General features: G+C 49.2%; 13 protein-coding genes and 1 pseudogene. 7 read left to right on the forward strand and 7 right to left on the reverse strand.

Translation table 11 applies throughout. The features are described 5' to 3' along the window. Positions 1-4: 4 nt before the first annotated feature. From AC6I7T_RS13045 to AC6I7T_RS13060, 4 genes are all read right to left on the reverse strand, one after another. Complete coding sequence (locus tag AC6I7T_RS13045; protein WP_497793897.1) at positions 5-985, reverse strand: hypothetical protein; 981 nt, start codon at positions 983-985, stop codon at positions 5-7. 23 nt (positions 986-1,008) lie between these two features. Continuing rightward, the gene (locus tag AC6I7T_RS13050; RefSeq protein ID WP_497793898.1) at positions 1,009-1,815 is read right to left on the reverse strand and encodes a hypothetical protein; all 807 of its coding nucleotides are present in this window, start codon (positions 1,813-1,815) and stop codon (positions 1,009-1,011) included. Positions 1,816-2,687: 872 nt separating this feature from the next. Then, on the reverse strand, positions 2,688-3,995 hold the full coding sequence (locus AC6I7T_RS13055; protein WP_497793899.1) for a zf-HC2 domain-containing protein: 1,308 nt from the start codon (positions 3,993-3,995) through the stop codon (positions 2,688-2,690). Between the two features lie 5 nt (positions 3,996-4,000). Further along, entirely contained in the window at positions 4,001-4,693 is a 693-nt protein-coding gene (locus AC6I7T_RS13060) for an RNA polymerase sigma factor (protein WP_497793900.1), read from the reverse strand. Positions 4,694-4,810: 117 nt separating this feature from the next. On the opposite strand from AC6I7T_RS13060, the gene AC6I7T_RS13065 reads away from it, so the two are divergent. The 6 genes and pseudogenes from AC6I7T_RS13065 to AC6I7T_RS13090 all read left to right on the forward strand — a co-directional run bounded on the left by AC6I7T_RS13065 (position 4,811) and on the right by AC6I7T_RS13090 (position 9,926). Continuing rightward, positions 4,811-5,053, forward strand: a complete 243-nt coding sequence (locus AC6I7T_RS13065) for a helix-turn-helix domain-containing protein (protein ID WP_497793901.1) — start codon at positions 4,811-4,813, stop codon at positions 5,051-5,053. A gap of 135 nt (positions 5,054-5,188) precedes the next feature. Then, positions 5,189-5,503, forward strand: coding sequence for a helix-turn-helix domain-containing protein (locus AC6I7T_RS13070; RefSeq protein ID WP_497793902.1), 315 nt, complete (start codon positions 5,189-5,191; stop codon positions 5,501-5,503). 796 nt (positions 5,504-6,299) lie between these two features. Beyond that, positions 6,300-6,488, forward strand: a complete 189-nt coding sequence (locus tag AC6I7T_RS13075) for a hypothetical protein (protein ID WP_497793903.1) — start codon at positions 6,300-6,302, stop codon at positions 6,486-6,488. 192 nt (positions 6,489-6,680) lie between these two features. Beyond that, the gene (locus AC6I7T_RS13080; protein WP_497793904.1) at positions 6,681-8,681 is read left to right on the forward strand and encodes an ATP-binding protein; all 2,001 of its coding nucleotides are present in this window, start codon (positions 6,681-6,683) and stop codon (positions 8,679-8,681) included. A 315-nt stretch (positions 8,682-8,996) separates the two neighbouring features. Then, positions 8,997-9,152 (forward strand): annotated as a pseudogene (locus tag AC6I7T_RS13085) (HNH endonuclease); the annotation flags it as partial. 174 nt (positions 9,153-9,326) lie between these two features. After that, positions 9,327-9,926, forward strand: a complete 600-nt coding sequence (locus AC6I7T_RS13090; RefSeq protein WP_497794663.1) for a hypothetical protein — start codon at positions 9,327-9,329, stop codon at positions 9,924-9,926. Positions 9,927-10,185: 259 nt separating this feature from the next. Here AC6I7T_RS13090 and AC6I7T_RS13095 read toward each other — a convergent pair whose 3' ends face one another. Beyond that, a complete protein-coding gene (locus tag AC6I7T_RS13095) occupies positions 10,186-11,016 on the reverse strand; it encodes a TadA family conjugal transfer-associated ATPase (RefSeq protein WP_497793905.1) in 831 nt (276 codons plus the stop codon). Positions 11,017-11,405: 389 nt separating this feature from the next. Further along, the gene (locus AC6I7T_RS13100; protein WP_497793906.1) at positions 11,406-12,044 is read right to left on the reverse strand and encodes a uracil-DNA glycosylase; all 639 of its coding nucleotides are present in this window, start codon (positions 12,042-12,044) and stop codon (positions 11,406-11,408) included. A 104-nt stretch (positions 12,045-12,148) separates the two neighbouring features. Here AC6I7T_RS13100 and AC6I7T_RS13105 point away from each other — a divergent pair, with 104 nt between their 5' ends. After that, positions 12,149-12,511 carry a hypothetical protein gene (locus tag AC6I7T_RS13105; RefSeq protein ID WP_497793907.1) on the forward strand — a complete coding sequence of 121 codons (363 nt, stop codon included), beginning with the start codon at positions 12,149-12,151 and terminating at the stop codon, positions 12,509-12,511. A 282-nt stretch (positions 12,512-12,793) separates the two neighbouring features. Here AC6I7T_RS13105 and AC6I7T_RS13110 read toward each other — a convergent pair whose 3' ends face one another. Further along, positions 12,794-15,295 (reverse strand): hypothetical protein, encoded by a 2,502-nt coding sequence (locus AC6I7T_RS13110; RefSeq protein ID WP_497793908.1) that lies wholly within the window; start codon positions 15,293-15,295, stop codon positions 12,794-12,796. Positions 15,296-16,076: the final 781 nt, after the last annotated feature.

Consider the following 16,076-nt stretch of genomic DNA (forward strand, 5'->3'; position numbering starts at 1 on the left):
CTCCCTATTGAACAACACTCATTCGAAACGCATTTGCTATCTCTGTCTCCAAATCACCCTTCGCGGTCTGTAAAAAAGCGAAGCTTTCTGGTCGGGATGTATCCGTTTGCCCAGACTTCAAATATTCACCTAACGAAGCCAATGCTCCAATCACAAAAGGGGAATTGGGATCCAATGTCTTGTGACGTGCTAGGACACTTATACCGTAGAAAAAATTCTGAATCACATCAACAGGCGAGGACGTGTTTGAGAAACGCGGACCCAGAGTTAGGCGTACTTGGCTGTCCCATGTGGGGCTAAGGACCTTCTCAATTTGCTCTCTCACCACCAAAGGAAGACTATTACTTCCTCGTGCATCGTATTCTTTGCTCGCTTGTCCGCGCACTAGAATGTTCACAAATCCTGGCCGGAAGGCAGAGGTAGCAACAAAGCCGGAAGTTGATGCTCCAGCGTTGATTGGCTGACCAGCTGGCATTACCGACCAGGAAAGACTAACAAGAGGTACCTGCGGATCAGCCAGGTCATGGAGAGCAGCAGCATCTGCCCTTTCCATTTTCCAGCTAGAGCTAATGCTCTGACCAGCCATAGTGGGGATAGCGGTTCTATCCGGTGCAAGTAAAGACACCTGCTCAATACCACGTCGTGCTTGTTGGCCATTCGCCACTGAATAGGAGTACCGATATTGACCAAGACCGCTCATCTCGATATGAGAAGTGACCTGCGGATCAGTCAGTGAATGATTTCCAAAGCGAAGTTTAATATTTTCTGGACCAACAACCCCTGTGACGCTGGGATAGTACACGATATATTCGCCCGTCTCTGGGCTGTAGAAGACGTATTGCCCTTTGGGAAGCTGCGAGGTGTCTCCATTGGCAGGCCAGAGAGGAACAGGACTGATGGCCGGAACAGTGCGGGTCCTGTCGGCAGCAAGCGCCGATAGGGTCGTGAAAGCCAATACAAGACTAATACTACGGAAGTATCTCATACGATTCTCCTTATCGAAGCCGGTTAGTTAGGCCACCTGCAATGAACATGATTGCCTTCTACAATCGAGTTTGCAGCCAAAGCGCCATTCGCAACACACAGTTGTATGAAGGCCTGTTGGTTCGCTGGTGGCACGATGTAGCTTGCGGAACACTGATTTGTAGTGCTGGCTATATCCGCGGCTGTCCCATAATCGTGAGAAGAATGAGGCGGATTCCAAGTATTATTTATATCGAATACTCCACCGATTGGCAGAGACATATCGTTAATGCAAACCTTCTGGCCAGGGTTGTAGGTATTGAGATATGATGTAACTGCTCCGCTCAATCCGGATTGAGCATTCGGTGTCATCCAATGGTTCCAGGTATTATTCCCATGATTCGTCGTATTCCCGCCGATCTGCGTCCAAATCGCTGAATTATCTACATATACAAAATTCCCATAGCCCACGGCATAGTCAAAAAGAATTCCATATCCCGAATCATCGTCTTGAAGATATAGACTTTCTATTTGTCCTACCCGGGTTGTCTGTATTCTTATCGGCATATATCCGCTCGAACCGGTATTCCCAGAGGAAGGAGTAACCGAGGATATCGGATGCGAAGGATCATCATGATAATGCCCATTTGTTGCATAGTAATAATATGTCGACAAGCTCATATTGCAATTGGGAACAACTTGCCCGGTGTCTATATTTACGCAATATGCCGTACCAGAATTGCTTGAGTTTGGTGAAAAAACAGCTTGTGGATTCTGCGACAATACATAATTGCCGATCATAAATACGCCGACAACGAGAAGTTTAAGGGTACCGCGAACAATGCGAGTCATAGCATATCTCCGTATTGAAGTCTGGAATAAAGATGCGCTGAATGCACCCTAGCGAACATGCAGACAGGAGGAGCCCGTAGTGATATCGGACGGGATTCGCTTGAATAGTTACATCTTGTAATTACAAAGAGCTTATATTCAACAAGAACATTGTTATTTTTACAAGCAGCGTACTTAGCGCGCAGAAATGCCCGGCAAGGTATCGGGAACGAGCCAAAGCGAGAATTTCGATATTCAGCAAAAACTGGCGTATTTAACGAGATGAACGCCGCGGACATGGTAATAACCCTGTGGTGGTTTCAACGCGAATAATTCGCACGAAACATGTCTAGAACATCGCAGCGGGAAATAAGGCAAGAGGTATCTTGAGAAAAGGGCAGAAGTACGGTACTTGTGTGCTATTCGGATCAGTAATACGCATCAGTAGCGTAGTCGATCTCTCGAAACGCACTATCTAAGACGGGTCCAATAGTACCACACATCTAAACTCCGTCAAGTTATTGAAGTTCAAAATAAGCAAATATCACACTAAGGCATGATATCGAAATCTCATACCAACTCCGGGAAGGGACACTGACGCGCTGGCATGCTGTCACAGATGTTGGCATGCCATAAAATCGAACCCCTGCAAGATTACTCCACATCAGTCCCTCGTCAGTACTCTTGAATACCTTTTGTGCGCCGAGACAGATAGTCGATGGATTAGCGGGACCAATGACATCTGCTGTGAACTGAGAATGACGGAAATTTTCAATTATGGATGGTATTCCAGATGAGGCAATTGTGAAATCGGGCAGCCAATTGATCCGGCTCGTAGGTGCGATGCAATAGGGGCATTTGAGGGGTTTGAGCCTCCCCTCCTAACGATAGAGCTAAGGATGATTGGGAGGGATGCGCAGATAGGTGAATAACAAAGGTTTGCCGCTTGGCTTCGATGGCTCAGGTTTCGTTTCGACTGTTACAAACACTGCATCGATCTGAGCCAGAGTCCTGGGATCGGATGACTTTAGAATCCAGCGTTTATTTGTCGAATCGTCTTGGTAGAAGATTCCGAGATTGACATCGCTCTTTGGATCGGAGCCCTTTCTGCCCCAAGCTTGAAATACTGCAGCTCGTTTCAGCCCTGGCTGCTGATCGAGGTCATAGGCGTAAAAGACCAGCGATTTTCCTCTCGTATAGAAAACGCGGCCAAACGGTTTGTTGGTCTCCCCTTTCTTTCCAACGTCGTAGATCTCGGCAATATAAAGATCTCTCGCACTGATCAGGTTGCGGATATCGCGATCATGCTGGAGCAGGTCCTTATCCTGCGCAATCTGTTGATCTCTTTCCTGGATCTGGTCTCGAAGATCCTGCAGTTGACTTTCCTCCACAGAGGTTCGTACAGGCTCTGAGGGCTTCTGCAATGCTATGAGGCTGAGTTTCTCCTGGAGACCTGCGGCATTTGCCTGTGCCTGACTCAGTTGGCGGTCGAGATCTGCACGCTCCGCTGTGATGTGAGCGAGATCTGCATTTTTGTTTGTCAATTCTTGTTGAAGCTTGGCTTGCTGCTGTTTCAGTGCAAACACTTCCTTCAGGTTGTCCGCCAACTGGCTCCTCAGGCTTTTCAGAATCTCCTGATCTTCGGTTTGGACCTTTACGGCATGATTCTTATCGTCGGCCGATGGCAGAGCCAGAGGCTGGGAAACGGATGAGACCGGCGGTTGTATGTTTGCAGTCGGCTCCGGTCTTTTGTGGGACACGCCGAGTTGATATGCTGCCAGGCTGCAGATACCTACCAATGAAGCGGCAATAGCGTATGGCCACGCCTGAGAACGTAGTCTGGACTTTTTCGCCTGAGCTGGCTCTTTCTTTGGCGAGTTGGTCCAGACCTCTTCTCTGTCCAGTGCAGCCATCAAGGAGGCTTCCGCCCGCTCCAACGACCAGCCGCTATGCGATCCAATGGATGGCTCGTCCAATCGTGACTCGAATGCCAGGGCCGGAACATCGCGGCCAATAACAGCCTCGTACTGTGACTTGAGGTCGCGGCATTCGGCGCAGGAGTCCAGATGTTGTTCCAATATCTGCCGTTCCTCTGCACTCAATTCCTCCGTAGTGGAGAGAGCACAGAGTTCAACGAAACGCTCATGGGGAAAATTCGACGACAGGTTTTTGACTCCCGGATTGGAGCCATTTTCTAACATTCTTTTCACTTTGACCGCAATTTTGTTGCTAAGGCAGACTTCCGGATCTTCTCCAGCCCGCGATAGTAATGATGTCTTACGCTGACGAGGGATTGCCCCATCCGTTCAGCGATCTCTTTTAGGGAATATCCCTCGAAGAAGTAGAGTTCGAACGTTGTACGCTGGTCCTCGGAAAGCAGGGCCTGAAGCCTCTCTGCCGCGTCCCTCCCCCAGAGTCCAGCTATGGAACGCTCGTAGAAGGGAAGCTCTTCGCGATGATCTATCAGTTCGGGCGCTAAGGTTTCAATGCCCTGGCTCGTATAGAAATGCCTCGAAGCCAGATACCGGCGCCGATCAAAGGCGCGATGGTAGGCCACGTAAAAGATCCATGACCTGGCAGATCCTTGCGAAGGGTCAAACAGATTCGCTCTACGAAAGATGAACAGAAAGACTTCTTGCAGCAGGTCATCGGCTTCTGCTTCATCCCGGAGAACTGACTGCGCTACATTCCTCACAGAACGGGCATATTTTTTGAAGAGGACACCTAAAGCTTCCCGCGATCCTTGGCTAACACGCTGTAACAGTTCCTCGTCTGAATCCTGCGAATGAAGTTCGGGTATTTCCGAACAATGCAGTCTTACATCAGGTTTGGAATAGGCTATCGAAGTGTCCTCAGCACTCGCAAGAGCGTTGAGATACGCCGTTGCCTCGAAGCTCATATGCCCCCGTTAGGCGTTGGCGTGTGTGTCATCTGAGAAGCCAGCATCAAGTTGAGTTCCTATTGTATGAACTTAAAGATCATTTTCTTTGATGGTTGAATTCTAGACACTTAGCTCGTGTCAAAGCTTCAGATTCAACTCGGGCGAAGAATACGTGAGCTACGTGACCTGTCCGGGATGAGCCGTGAAGAATATTCAGCAAAAGTTCGTCTCAGCTCACGACGAGTCGCCTCTCTTGAGTTGGGAAAGGGGTGGCCGCGACCAGCCGCTCTAGAACGCATCGCAAAATCATTTGGCCTAGAAGTACGGGATCTTTTTGATTTCTCCTCGTCTCGGATACTCCCTCGAAAAGCACTTTAGCCGTCGATTTCAACTCTCAGATCTCTCAAGATGCCCATAAAACACGTCTTGAGCTCGCGTATATGAAGTATCAGTTCATAAAAGATGAACGTCAAGATCATTTATTTTGAATTCTTGCAGAATGACACTTGATGCGTGCTAGATCTTCGAGTATCGCTTGGACTGCGAATTGAGGAATGCAGAAACGCGTTGGATCTCACCCGAGAGGAGTTGGCCGAACTCGTGGGCGTCGCGTCACGGCAAATTGCCAATTATGAGCTATACGGCGCTTGGCCTGATCCTGAATCAGTGGCACCCCTGGTTAAAGCCCTACGCATTGATACTCGTGATCTCTTCGATTTCTCGCCAACGCGTCCAATTCCTCGCTTGACCTTTGAGGAAAGATTAGCTAATCGAGAATTAAGGGCTGATAAGCAAAGACCTCGGCCTGTCGACAGCTCGTTGGAGTAGGCTTATTTTTCAAAAATCAGCGCTTCAAATTTCGATCATCGGGAGAGATTTATACCAATCATGCCAAGGATTGCTGATACCGACACTCTGTTTGCAATTTTGCAATAAGACAACGTCTGAAGCGTCGAAACTTCGGGACATCGCTATTAGTAAGGCGAATGTAAAGATTTAGGAATCCAACAGCGGGCCAATGAGGCAGCTCTTTGCGGAATATAGATAGACCAGCGCTTATTTTCTCCAGCTGTTTTCCACTTTCGGCCAAAGCCCCAGGAACAACAACCAAGCCCCACAAATCTCAGCACTCCTCTTTGCTGGAGGGATTCTGGAATTCCTCAAAGGAACGCAAAAATTCAGAACCATTAGAGGTATAACAGTCCGGCACATACTCCAGGCTTCCCGAATCATAGCCCCCGGATCCCGAAGTCTTGAGTCTAAAGCTCCCTTAAGAAACCAGCGGGCACTTTCAATGCCTGCATCTGCAAGAAATCCCGTCCACCTGGCTTCCCGCTCGTTTATCTGATGTGTTGTTCTCTTCCGAAATCGTGGCATTGTGGTTTATTTCGAGCGTCTCCAGCAACATGAAAGTAAATCTGGATCATTCTCAAGCGTTCTGGCTCGGGAATTCCAGATCAATTTCCTTTTTATCCTGGATTTCCAATGCGTTGCATGAAGTTCGGTGCAGTTTTGTTGATATTCCGCTGTAAACCGCGTCCATGAGCATTCCGTTTCGGCCAGAGTTGGAAGAACTGATCAGACTGGACATTCAGCGCGGCCTATATGGGAGCATAGATGGATTGTGGAACGTGCGGTTCGCTTGCTCCACGATCAAGTGACTTGGCCAGCTACTCACCGCAACGAAATCTCCGCAAAAATCGAAGAAGTCTGGAAGGCCGCCGAATGCGGAGATCTGATCGACGGGGAGAAACTCCAGACCAACATGAAGGCACGCAAGCAGGCTTGGATGGATGAACATCGCCCGGCATGAGCAGCTAGATCTTCACTCAAGAAGCTGAGGAGGATCTGTGCTATCTGGTCTCATATAGCACAAGCCAATCTCGAAGCCGCAAATCGCGTAGAAGCCCAATCTGCACCACATGTGAGTTCATGTCTATGAACCCGCAAGCTGACCACATACCATATCTTCCCCCAGTTGACACCTTGGCATAAACTTCTCCATATGGCAACAGAACTGTCAGGAACTGAACTGCTTAAAATCTCTGAGCGTCTAGCCGCGGGCATTGAGCAAGGAGAAAGTCAATTTCGCGAATTCAAGAGTGCTATTGATCGCAGCTGTGTTCCCCCGAAAGGGCGCGACGTAAAGGGTATTTGTCGTGATATTGGCGAGACAATAGTCTCATTTGCTAATGCTGATGGGGGAGAACTGTTTGTTGGAGTAGAGGACGAAGGGACGGTTACAGGCATTCCCCATAAGGAAGAGTTGATTCTCCTGATGACCAAGGCTCCAGAGACTCATGTTCACGCCAACACACCATTGGCTGGAGCTACTGTCCTTCGATTCAAAAGCGAGGGTGCCACAGTTCTGTCCTTCCAGGTTGCCAAGAGTACCACGCGTGTCCATCTCACATCCGACGGACGATGCCTGCAACGATTCGACAAAGAAAACCGTCCCGTCGCAGCAGAAGAGATTCAGTACAGTCGACAGGAACAAAAGTCGCGTGAATATGATAGGGAGTTTATTGACGGAGCAAAGATCTCCGATCTCGATTCCGAATTGCTTCAGCGTGTTTCCAGACTCATAGCAGGAGGACAGTCTTCTGAGAAGTTCCTTCAGTATGTAGACCTTGCAGACTACAGGCACGAAGGGCTGATTCTTCGCCGAGCTGCTCTTCTGTTGTTCGCAAAGGACATAAACAAATGGCATCCACGTTGCCAAGTTAGGATTGCCAGAGTATCTGGCACTACTCTTAAATTTGGGCAGGAATATAATATTTCCTCTCGTGATGATCACATCGTGCGAGGAAATGTACTGCGCATTCTAGAAAGCGCATGGGATACTTTGCGTCCTTTCTTGGCGAGAACACGCCTAGTAGATTCAAGCATTTTTGCAGAAAGCTTGGTTTATCCGGAAGATGCCTGCCGAGAAGCACTTGTAAATGCTGTTGCACACCGGGATTACGGAATCGAAGGGAAAGGCGTTGAAATTCTTATTTTTGATGATCGACTTGAGATCAATAGCCCTGGACAACTTCTCTCGTCGATCTCTATCTCAGATTTGCAGTCTGGAAAGCGCACCCATCAGTCACGAAACGCATACATGGCGCGTGTTCTTCGTGAACTTGGCTATATGCGAGAGATGGGCGAGGGAATGCTGAGAATTTTCGCGAGGATGCGAGATCAAGACTTGGTTCCCCCAGAGATCAACTCCGCTTCACAAGCTTTCGAACTTACGCTGCATCATCGATCCGTCTTTTCGCCCAAGGATCAAGAATGGCTCAATGCGTATTCGCAGTACTCTCTTTCACGTGATGAGCAGAGAGTTGTTTTGCTAGGTCGAGGCGGAACTTTGCTCTCAACCAACGACATTATGAAAGCTCTCAACATAGGCGATGTGGATGGGTTTAGAAAGTTGATTGAATGTCTCCGACGCAAAGGAATTATCTACAATGCTGCCTCAAGCCGTGGGGCCGGAATTAAGAGACGTAATGATCGCCGGTGGGCAGTACGTCCCCCCGATCAAGCGGAGCAATATCGAAATGAATTGATTGCCACCCTCAAGGGCAATATTCAGGGAATGATAAGCCCCCAAGCGTCCCGACAAATCGCCTCAAAACTATCTCCGGGAAGTCCATACAAGGAAATGCTTCAAGAGAGCCTCAAACTGCTCGGACTTATTGATGAACGGTTCCGACCTCTACCCACACTGCTGGCCTTATTGGGGCAGCAGCCGAGGGCAAAAGACCAAGATGTTTCGGAATCATCAAATATGCACCGTGCGACTTCAGTAAATGATCGTACACAGGGAAAGATCCAGGCCATAAAGACGAATGGATATGGGTTCATTGAGACAGACGATGAAAGTATGTATTTCTTTCACATTTCAGATTTGCTGGATCGAACCTACTGGGATCGGATGCAAGTTGGAGACGTGGTAAGCTTTTTGCCAAAGGAGAGCACAAAAGGTTTTGTCGCGAGCGAGGTTCAGCCTGCCTCCAACTGATTTCATCATCCAAGGCACAGCTCAATCAATCATCTGTGGATTATCGGAAATCTGCAAACATATGTAAATCACCCGTCCGCGCCTTCAGACAAAACAATCCTGATGTGCCCACTCGAACCGAAACACACGACGATGTGGCCTATTGGTGCAAACATTGATCAGGCAGGAAATGGCCGTCCTGGTCTTATTGATCCGATAGAACTCGATGAAAACTGGCTCCCCCAAATGATTTATTCCCACTATTCCTCTTCCATAATTGTGCAGCTACAATGCTCCCGAGGGATTTTGTAAACCCCACAGAACTGGACCCATAAAATGGCCTTTACGGAACAGATCAAGCTCGCGGTGAAGAGGAAAGCGCACCTTCAATGCTGTCTATGCCGCCAATTATTCGTCGAAGTTCATCATATTGTGCCTCAGGCTGAAAACGGTCCAGACACGGAGGATAATGCCGCTCCCCTTTGTCCATCCTGCCATGAGACGTGGGGAGCCAATCCAGAAAAAAGAAAGTTCATTCGAGAAGCGAGAGATCTTTGGTACGATATTTGTTCCCGGAGATATGCCTCAGAAGCGGAGCAATTTAAAGAGTTTATTGCAGATGCGCTGAAGGGTGTCGCCAGCAAAGAAGATTTGGAGCGATTGTCCGTGCAGAATTCTTCATTCACTCTAGGTTCCTTCTCAAAGGAAGGAAAATTAGCGCTCGACCAACTCCAATACTCATTTGTACGTGAGGAATTCATACACCCACGTATTTTGCAGGAACTGGGCGGTTGGATTTCAGACCGATACGAAACCATAGTCGGAATTGACCTCTCCTCAGCAAATCGCAGTAACCGATTTTTCGGTGAGATTCAGGTCAGGGAACAGGACAAGAGAGTATGGGTTAGGTGGACCGGGACAATTCAGGACTCTGGGATTTCATATGAGGAGGGATTTGAGTATTCTTATTTCGCCACCTCTCCATCAGGTGTCCATATGGTGGAAACCTCAGAATGGTCAGGCGGCACGGGAGTATTCAAACACATCCAGCTCTTAGCGTTTGATCGGGATCGCTCTCTGTCAACTGATAATTCCGGCAAAGTGGTTACCAGAGAGCGAATTGTGATCAAGACGCTTGGTTCAATCCCTATTGGGGATAGGTACGAGGGAGATATTAACTATCTTGACGGTTACCTCACAATAGGTCCAGATCGAGGGCATTTCGAACGCGGAGATGCCGCATCACAGCAGATTCCAATTCTCTAGGCCCGATCTTCAAGAGCTACAAGCGAGAGAACCCTCGGATCAAATCGACCACTTCTTCCAGTTCTCCCTGACCGACATACAGTCTCGTCACACCTTCAAAGCGGCCATTCCATGCGATTACTTGCAGTTCCACCATGTCAACATCGTGGTATACATAAGCAAGTCGAGCACCTTCGTCAATAAATATGTCTTTTTCGTCCTTTTAGATCTAGAGACTCGACAGGCTTCACTGAAGTTCTCATAAGGCTCTAAGAAACACTCAGACTGATTTGACATCGAGAATCTCTCGAATGCGGCGCTGTTCATTGTGTCGTTCAATGTGGACGACACAATGAACAGCTGCTCGGATTTCAGAATCTGCTTCTTTGGAAAACAATGATTTAGTCCCTCGCATAAGCAAGCTTCGAAGCCGAAGCAACGCACCTAGTGCACTACTTGCGTGGATCGTGGCAAGAACTCCCCGGTGACCGGTATTGATGGCATCGAGAAGTGTCTTTGCCTCGGTCCCTCTAATCTCACCGAGTATGATCCTGTCCGGTCGGTGCCGAAGAACAGCTTTAAGCAGATCGTCAAATGTGACAGGGCTCTTGTGCGTATCAATCTGAGCTTCCGCTGAGACTACATGCGGCTTACGGATATGCAATTCGGCGGTATCCTCTATGACCAGAATTCGCTCCTCTTCCGGTATCGCATCCGAAAGAACATTTAGGAGTATCGTTTTGCCGCTGGTTGTTCCACCCGAGATCAAAATATTGTCCCCTCTGCGAACCGCTTCAGATAGGGACGTGGCCTGATCTTCGGTGAGCATCTTGCGCTCGATCAGTTCATTCATTTTGAAGTTCCTGGAGGTAAGCTTGCGAATCGTCATTAGCGGCTGAGGATGTACTATCGGCGGAATGGCAGCAGCGAGACGACTTCCATCTGAAAGACGAAGGTTCATGATTGGAGAATCGGCGTCGAGTTTCTTACCGAATCTATTAGCGACAACCTCCAACGCGGTTTGGAGTGCCCCGTCTTCAAACCGAATCTCAGGACATGATTCGATGCGGCCATCTTCTTCCATCCATACGGTGCCATCAGGATTCACCATAATCGACCGCCACTGCTGGATTCGTTTGGCTATGAGGATACCGAAAAGGGATGATAATTATTTCGCCACCCCGGTTCGAAGGATGCTGTACAGGCTCAGGTGTTTAACCCGGGAATCTGGGCCCGAATAGAATTGGTCCGCAGCCAATTCTGGAGGAGGGCAACGATGCACGTCAGCAGCAAAACTCTTGAGGAAGTTGAAGCGGCACTCCGAAATATGAGCGGGAAGTTCAAGGATCAAAGATGACAGCTTCCACGAAGCACACATACCTGCTCCACAGTGGGAATTTTGTGAAGTGGCTGAAAGGGGAATTCGTTCCAGGTGGGCGTGTGAAGTAGGTACGATCTTTCTGCTTTTAAGCAAGAATGCCCGTAGCAAGAAAACAGAGTTCAACCCAGTTGTTCCCGGCTTTCCTTTATCGATGCTAGGGCCTTCTCCCACTCCGCAGGAATCGACTTCCACCTCTCTGGATATCTGGCTTTCACCAGCGGGGACGGATGAGCCGAAGTGAACAGCATCAGGCCCGATTCACGAAGGTGTCTCTTTGCTATTGCAGCTCTACGCCCAACCATGACCACGGATCGGACCCTTGGCAACAGGCCAATGAGTTCCCGGACACAAGCAACCCCTTCACACAATTCCTTTCCCGTCACCTTGCGTGTTCCATTCCACCATGGAATGACATTCCAACTCACCGTCAGTTTGCGGGGAATATGTGCAGTGCGCATGAAGTTGAAGGTCGCCTCAGCACTGGGATCATCGTTGTTTCGGCTAATAAAGCCCGAGCCACCGCCGCCAGCAGTCATAGGACCGGGCTTTTCGAACAGGAATAGGATCTGAGCGTCGATTCCTCCATCAAGCGGATCGAACTCAGGAACTTCGCCTAATCCTCGCTCACGCAGTTTGGCTGCATATGCAGTTAAAGGCGCAATGTGTGGGTCGCGAAGCATGGCCCTTCGACGTTGACGAATCGCAGCATCGCGCATCGAACGGGGACGATCATCTTGTTCATGCTCATTCACTGCCATTTGGGTTTGTTCCTGTAGGCATTATCCAGTTTTGCTAGGCTAATCGGGACTTGAGAATACCACCGTTCCACGTTTAAACCGAATAAGGAGATGGCTATATGTTCATGAACAAAGGGATTCATGAAATGGCAGAGAGGTGCTACGGATATGGCAGCTGGACAGCCCCATATTGGTTCATCGGTCCAGAACAAGGTATGTCATCGGGCGAAAACATTCAGCGGCGCATTGATGCCTGGGTAGACCTGGGAAGAAAAGAACTGAATGACTGCCGTCAATTTCACATGCACATCGGGGAAATAAGATGGCATGGAGAGCCCCCTAAGCTGCAGAAGACCTGGAAGCAGCTGATGTTGCTTCTTATGTCCTTTCGTGGAACGCCTCTCAACCTTGAAGTGCGTGAGATAAAACGAAATTGTGCCACTATCAACGAGACCATTGAGAACGAGCCAACGATGAAAGCTGTGTAATTGAATTGTCTGGCTTGTCAGCTCACTGTTAGGAATCGTCGAAGCGGCAAAGGCACGAACTGTTCGAGCTAGATCAATTCGACGCGATTCGTCAGCGCAGGATTGCGGTCATTTGCGAGCGGATCTTGTATTACCATCCGAAACTAGTTGTGATGTATGAATTGAACGAACGAGAACATTGGAAGAAGATCGGCAATGTTGTACAGGAACTCCCTCCCGGTATGATTCTTTCTCCCTTTTGATCGTTGATCTTCGCCTGATCTCTTGCCATCAGACGAAGACTCAAGGTCCAAGAGTAACCTTTTGACTCGAGGAAACGGAGGCGCTTCCTACCACTAAATCAAGAGAATACGGGACTTGGGGCATACCATTGAGCATAGCGCCAGTAAAACTAACCGTGAGCGTCTGTCCGTCTGGCGAGGACTGTATCTGCGTAGTACTAACTGACTTTCCACTTGAGGCCAAAGTAACGCTAGTCACTTGATCGAGATTCGCACCCTTGAGTTGCATTGTGAGGGGCTGGGCAACGGAGGCGTTTCCATCGGCAGGAGAGGTTATCTGGACTGAAGCAACCGTGGGAGCAGGATGCAGGGCAAGGATCTGCTGCAGGTCAGACTCATTACCAAATTTAGTGACAGCAAAGAGTTCGTAGGACTTTTCGGTTAGCTTGGTAACATCCTCTTTCGAGACTGTCATCTTCGCGGTGGTGGAATCGCCCGAGATAGAGGAGACCGTGGCATCAATTCCATCGGATGAAGTGTTACTGGAGGGTCGAAGGCGGACCTTTGTTAGCTGGTCGAGCGACGCTCCTGTGATAGTGCATATGAGGGGCTTGGACTGGAGAGAGGCCATGGAAACAACCCCGTTGTTGTCAGGAGTGCCAAGACACTGCACGGCACGAACGGCTGGCTGTCCTCCGACAGGTTGGATATGAGTTCCCGCGATGACGGCGTACGCATGTTTCTGTAGTCCGGCAACCTGCATTGGCGTCCATTTCTTGAAGGGAATCTGTTTGAGCTTGTAGGGCCAAGCCTGTACAAGAGTTCCGTCGCTCCCGTATTCTCCTGCCGTGTCTTTGATCGTCTCAGGAGGAGCTGAGTTGATACGTTTGCCTAGAGACTGACCTTGGGAGAGACCGTATATGGCGTCGCAGGCCGTCTTAGGGGCCAGATCTGCGGAGGGGACATAGCCGGTCTGCAGCCAGCAGGCTTGTTCGAGGGGTTTCACGGGAACGAAGATGACGAAGGGTACGGAGCCTCCCTTAGGAACAACGATGCGGCTGGCAGCAGCTGCGCTGAAGGCAAGATCGTTTAGGTTGTTCAGATTCATGGTCGAAAGCTCGGGAAAGAGCTTGCCAAACCCAAAAGGAACAGCAGTATTGTATCCACTGGATGCGGCGGTAAGTTCGGGGCTGATCACCTGAGGAGCTCCGACAATGGTGCCGAGGATGATCCCAAGGTCTTCCACGATGTGACTGCCGAGAGCGCGACGGTCATAGTTCTGACCGTAAAGAACGACTCCCCGAACAGCCTCCTTCTCATGCCCGACCTGGAAGCGCTCGATCTGACCGCTGTAAGCGTCAACAGCGAGCTCGGCGTCATGGATCAGGTATTCGTGTTCTGCATCAAGATTACGAACTACGATCTGGACGGCAAGGTAGTGATCAGCCACAGCGCGACCAAATATCATGTGCGAAAGGTCCCAGGGGAAGACGGACATAGAGCAGCCGACGTTCTGAAGTGCGGCGGGTTGAGGAGCTGCACTTTGTAATTCTTGATGGGCTTTGTCATCAGCCTGCTGACTATTATTTTGTGCCTGAAGAATCGCCGCAAACTTGGGATTATTATTGACGTGATCCGCTATCGTCTCGTCAATGACCTGCTTGAACGCGTGCGCCTGCAAAAGCTGATCAACCGACTTTTGCTTTAGTGCGTCTGTAATGCTTTTTTGTAATTCACGATTACCTGGAGATGCCAGCTGAGCCGCAGTGGTAATCGCCGAATCTTTGGCCTTCGCTGGAGCATTTGCGCTTTGTAATTTTTGATAGGCGCTTTCGTCGGCCTGCTGGCTATTGTTCTGCGCCTGAAAGATTGCCGCAGTTTTAGGATCGCTCTTATTGATGAAATCCCGAGTTGTCTTGTCAATGATTTGTTTAAACGCGTGCGGCTGTGAAAGCTGCGAAACAGATTTGGACATGAGTGCAGTTGTAATGCTTGCCTGTAACCCAGGATCATCGGGAGCTGCCGTCCGCGCCGCAGTGGCAATAGCTGAGGTTTTGGCTTCCTCTTGAGTCGGTGGCTTTGGTGGTCGTGGCAGCCCGTGAGCGTCGTACAGATTGTCTTTGCCCATCAAGCAGGGGATGTAATCGCTCAACAACTTGGCACCATCAAAGTTTGCTAGAACTGCGGCCCCAGGAGAAAATGCGGCAGCCCGATCAATGGTGGCCTGAGCCTCTTTCTGCCTTGCTTGAGCATCGTCCAATTGCTTCTGTGCTTTCTTCGCAATATCGCTGGCCGAGTTTGCAGCGCCATTCATTTCGGAAGTCGCGTTGGTAATGACTTGCGTTGCAGTATGAATGTCCTCTGAGGAGTGCGCACTTGCCTCAGCGGCACCATTTATCTTGTCGGCCGCTTTAGAAATCGTGTCGGCGGCCTGCTGGATTTTGACGGTCGCATCAGAAGGAGGAGAAGACTGAGCCAGTGGTGGAGCAACCGGTGAGTTCTGCTCCGAAGACAAAGATGTCTCTGCAAGAAATAAGGCGATGGCCACGAGCAAGATACGCATGTATGGAACTCCTCAGCAGGCAATATGTATAGCTTCTGGGACACTGCTCAAGGAGCCTTAGGCGGCAATCGTTCCTGTATAAAAAGTTGATAAGTGCGAATCCCAGAAAAGCTAGGCACTTCTGTCGTAACGTCTTTTTACTCTGTTGAACTTTTAGCTTTTGTTATAAGCCTTATGAGGGCAAACGTCGTTTTGCTGAATATCCCTTTTTTACCAAAATGCTTCAGGAGATTTTCACGACACGAACAGAACTTGTTTCATGCCACAAATAAATGCTTTACCTTTACTAACTAAAAACGTAATGAGCTTAGCTTAACCATCTTCTGAAGTTCTGCCATCTCCTATTTGGGAGAGAGCTTTCAGATTTTGACCATTACGACGGCCCAATTACCTGGATCTATCAATAAAAAGCACTAGAACGCCACTCATTTGAGAGAATCACCATCAGTGCTTAGTGGTAGGAGCAAAGTGCGAACGGCTAGTGTCCGGTTTCTCATTTGCGAACTATCCAAGAAGATGCTTCCCTACGTCAAAAAGGTTCGTTCCGTTCTGCTTATGGGGTCAATGTGGGCGCTAGGCTTAGTTGTGTTTTGCCTAAGCCTACTTATGCAGAGGAGGAGACTGGCGACCTACAGGTGCGGCATGCGGCAAAGTAGCCGTATCAAATCGGACTGACTGTTCGTCGCAGTCTTAGCGAATACCGACTTCAGCTGAGTTCTGATTGTGCCGATCCCAACTTTTCGCAGGAGCGCTATTTCATGCAGTGAATATCCAGTTAGCA

Source organism: Humiphilus diazotrophicus (assembly GCF_059726315.1).

Bases quoted from the DNA above. Each gene is read 5' to 3' on its own strand.
- AC6I7T_RS13055 (WP_497793899.1), bottom strand. From the start codon at position 3,995: ATGTTAGAAAATGGCTCCAATCCGGGAGTCAAAAACCTGTCGTCGAAT.
- AC6I7T_RS13060 (WP_497793900.1), bottom strand. From the start codon at position 4,693: ATGAGCTTCGAGGCAACGGCGTATCTCAACGCTCTTGCGAGTGCTGAG.
- AC6I7T_RS13045 (WP_497793897.1), bottom strand. From the start codon at position 985: ATGAGATACTTCCGTAGTATTAGTCTTGTATTGGCTTTCACGACCCTA.
- AC6I7T_RS13095 (WP_497793905.1), bottom strand. From the start codon at position 11,016: ATGGTGAATCCTGATGGCACCGTATGGATGGAAGAAGATGGCCGCATC.
- AC6I7T_RS13050 (WP_497793898.1), bottom strand. From the start codon at position 1,815: ATGACTCGCATTGTTCGCGGTACCCTTAAACTTCTCGTTGTCGGCGTA.
- AC6I7T_RS13100 (WP_497793906.1), bottom strand. From the start codon at position 12,044: ATGGCAGTGAATGAGCATGAACAAGATGATCGTCCCCGTTCGATGCGC.
- AC6I7T_RS13105 (WP_497793907.1), top strand. From the start codon at position 12,149: ATGAACAAAGGGATTCATGAAATGGCAGAGAGGTGCTACGGATATGGC.
- AC6I7T_RS13110 (WP_497793908.1), bottom strand. From the start codon at position 15,295: ATGCGTATCTTGCTCGTGGCCATCGCCTTATTTCTTGCAGAGACATCT.
- AC6I7T_RS13080 (WP_497793904.1), top strand. From the start codon at position 6,681: ATGGCAACAGAACTGTCAGGAACTGAACTGCTTAAAATCTCTGAGCGT.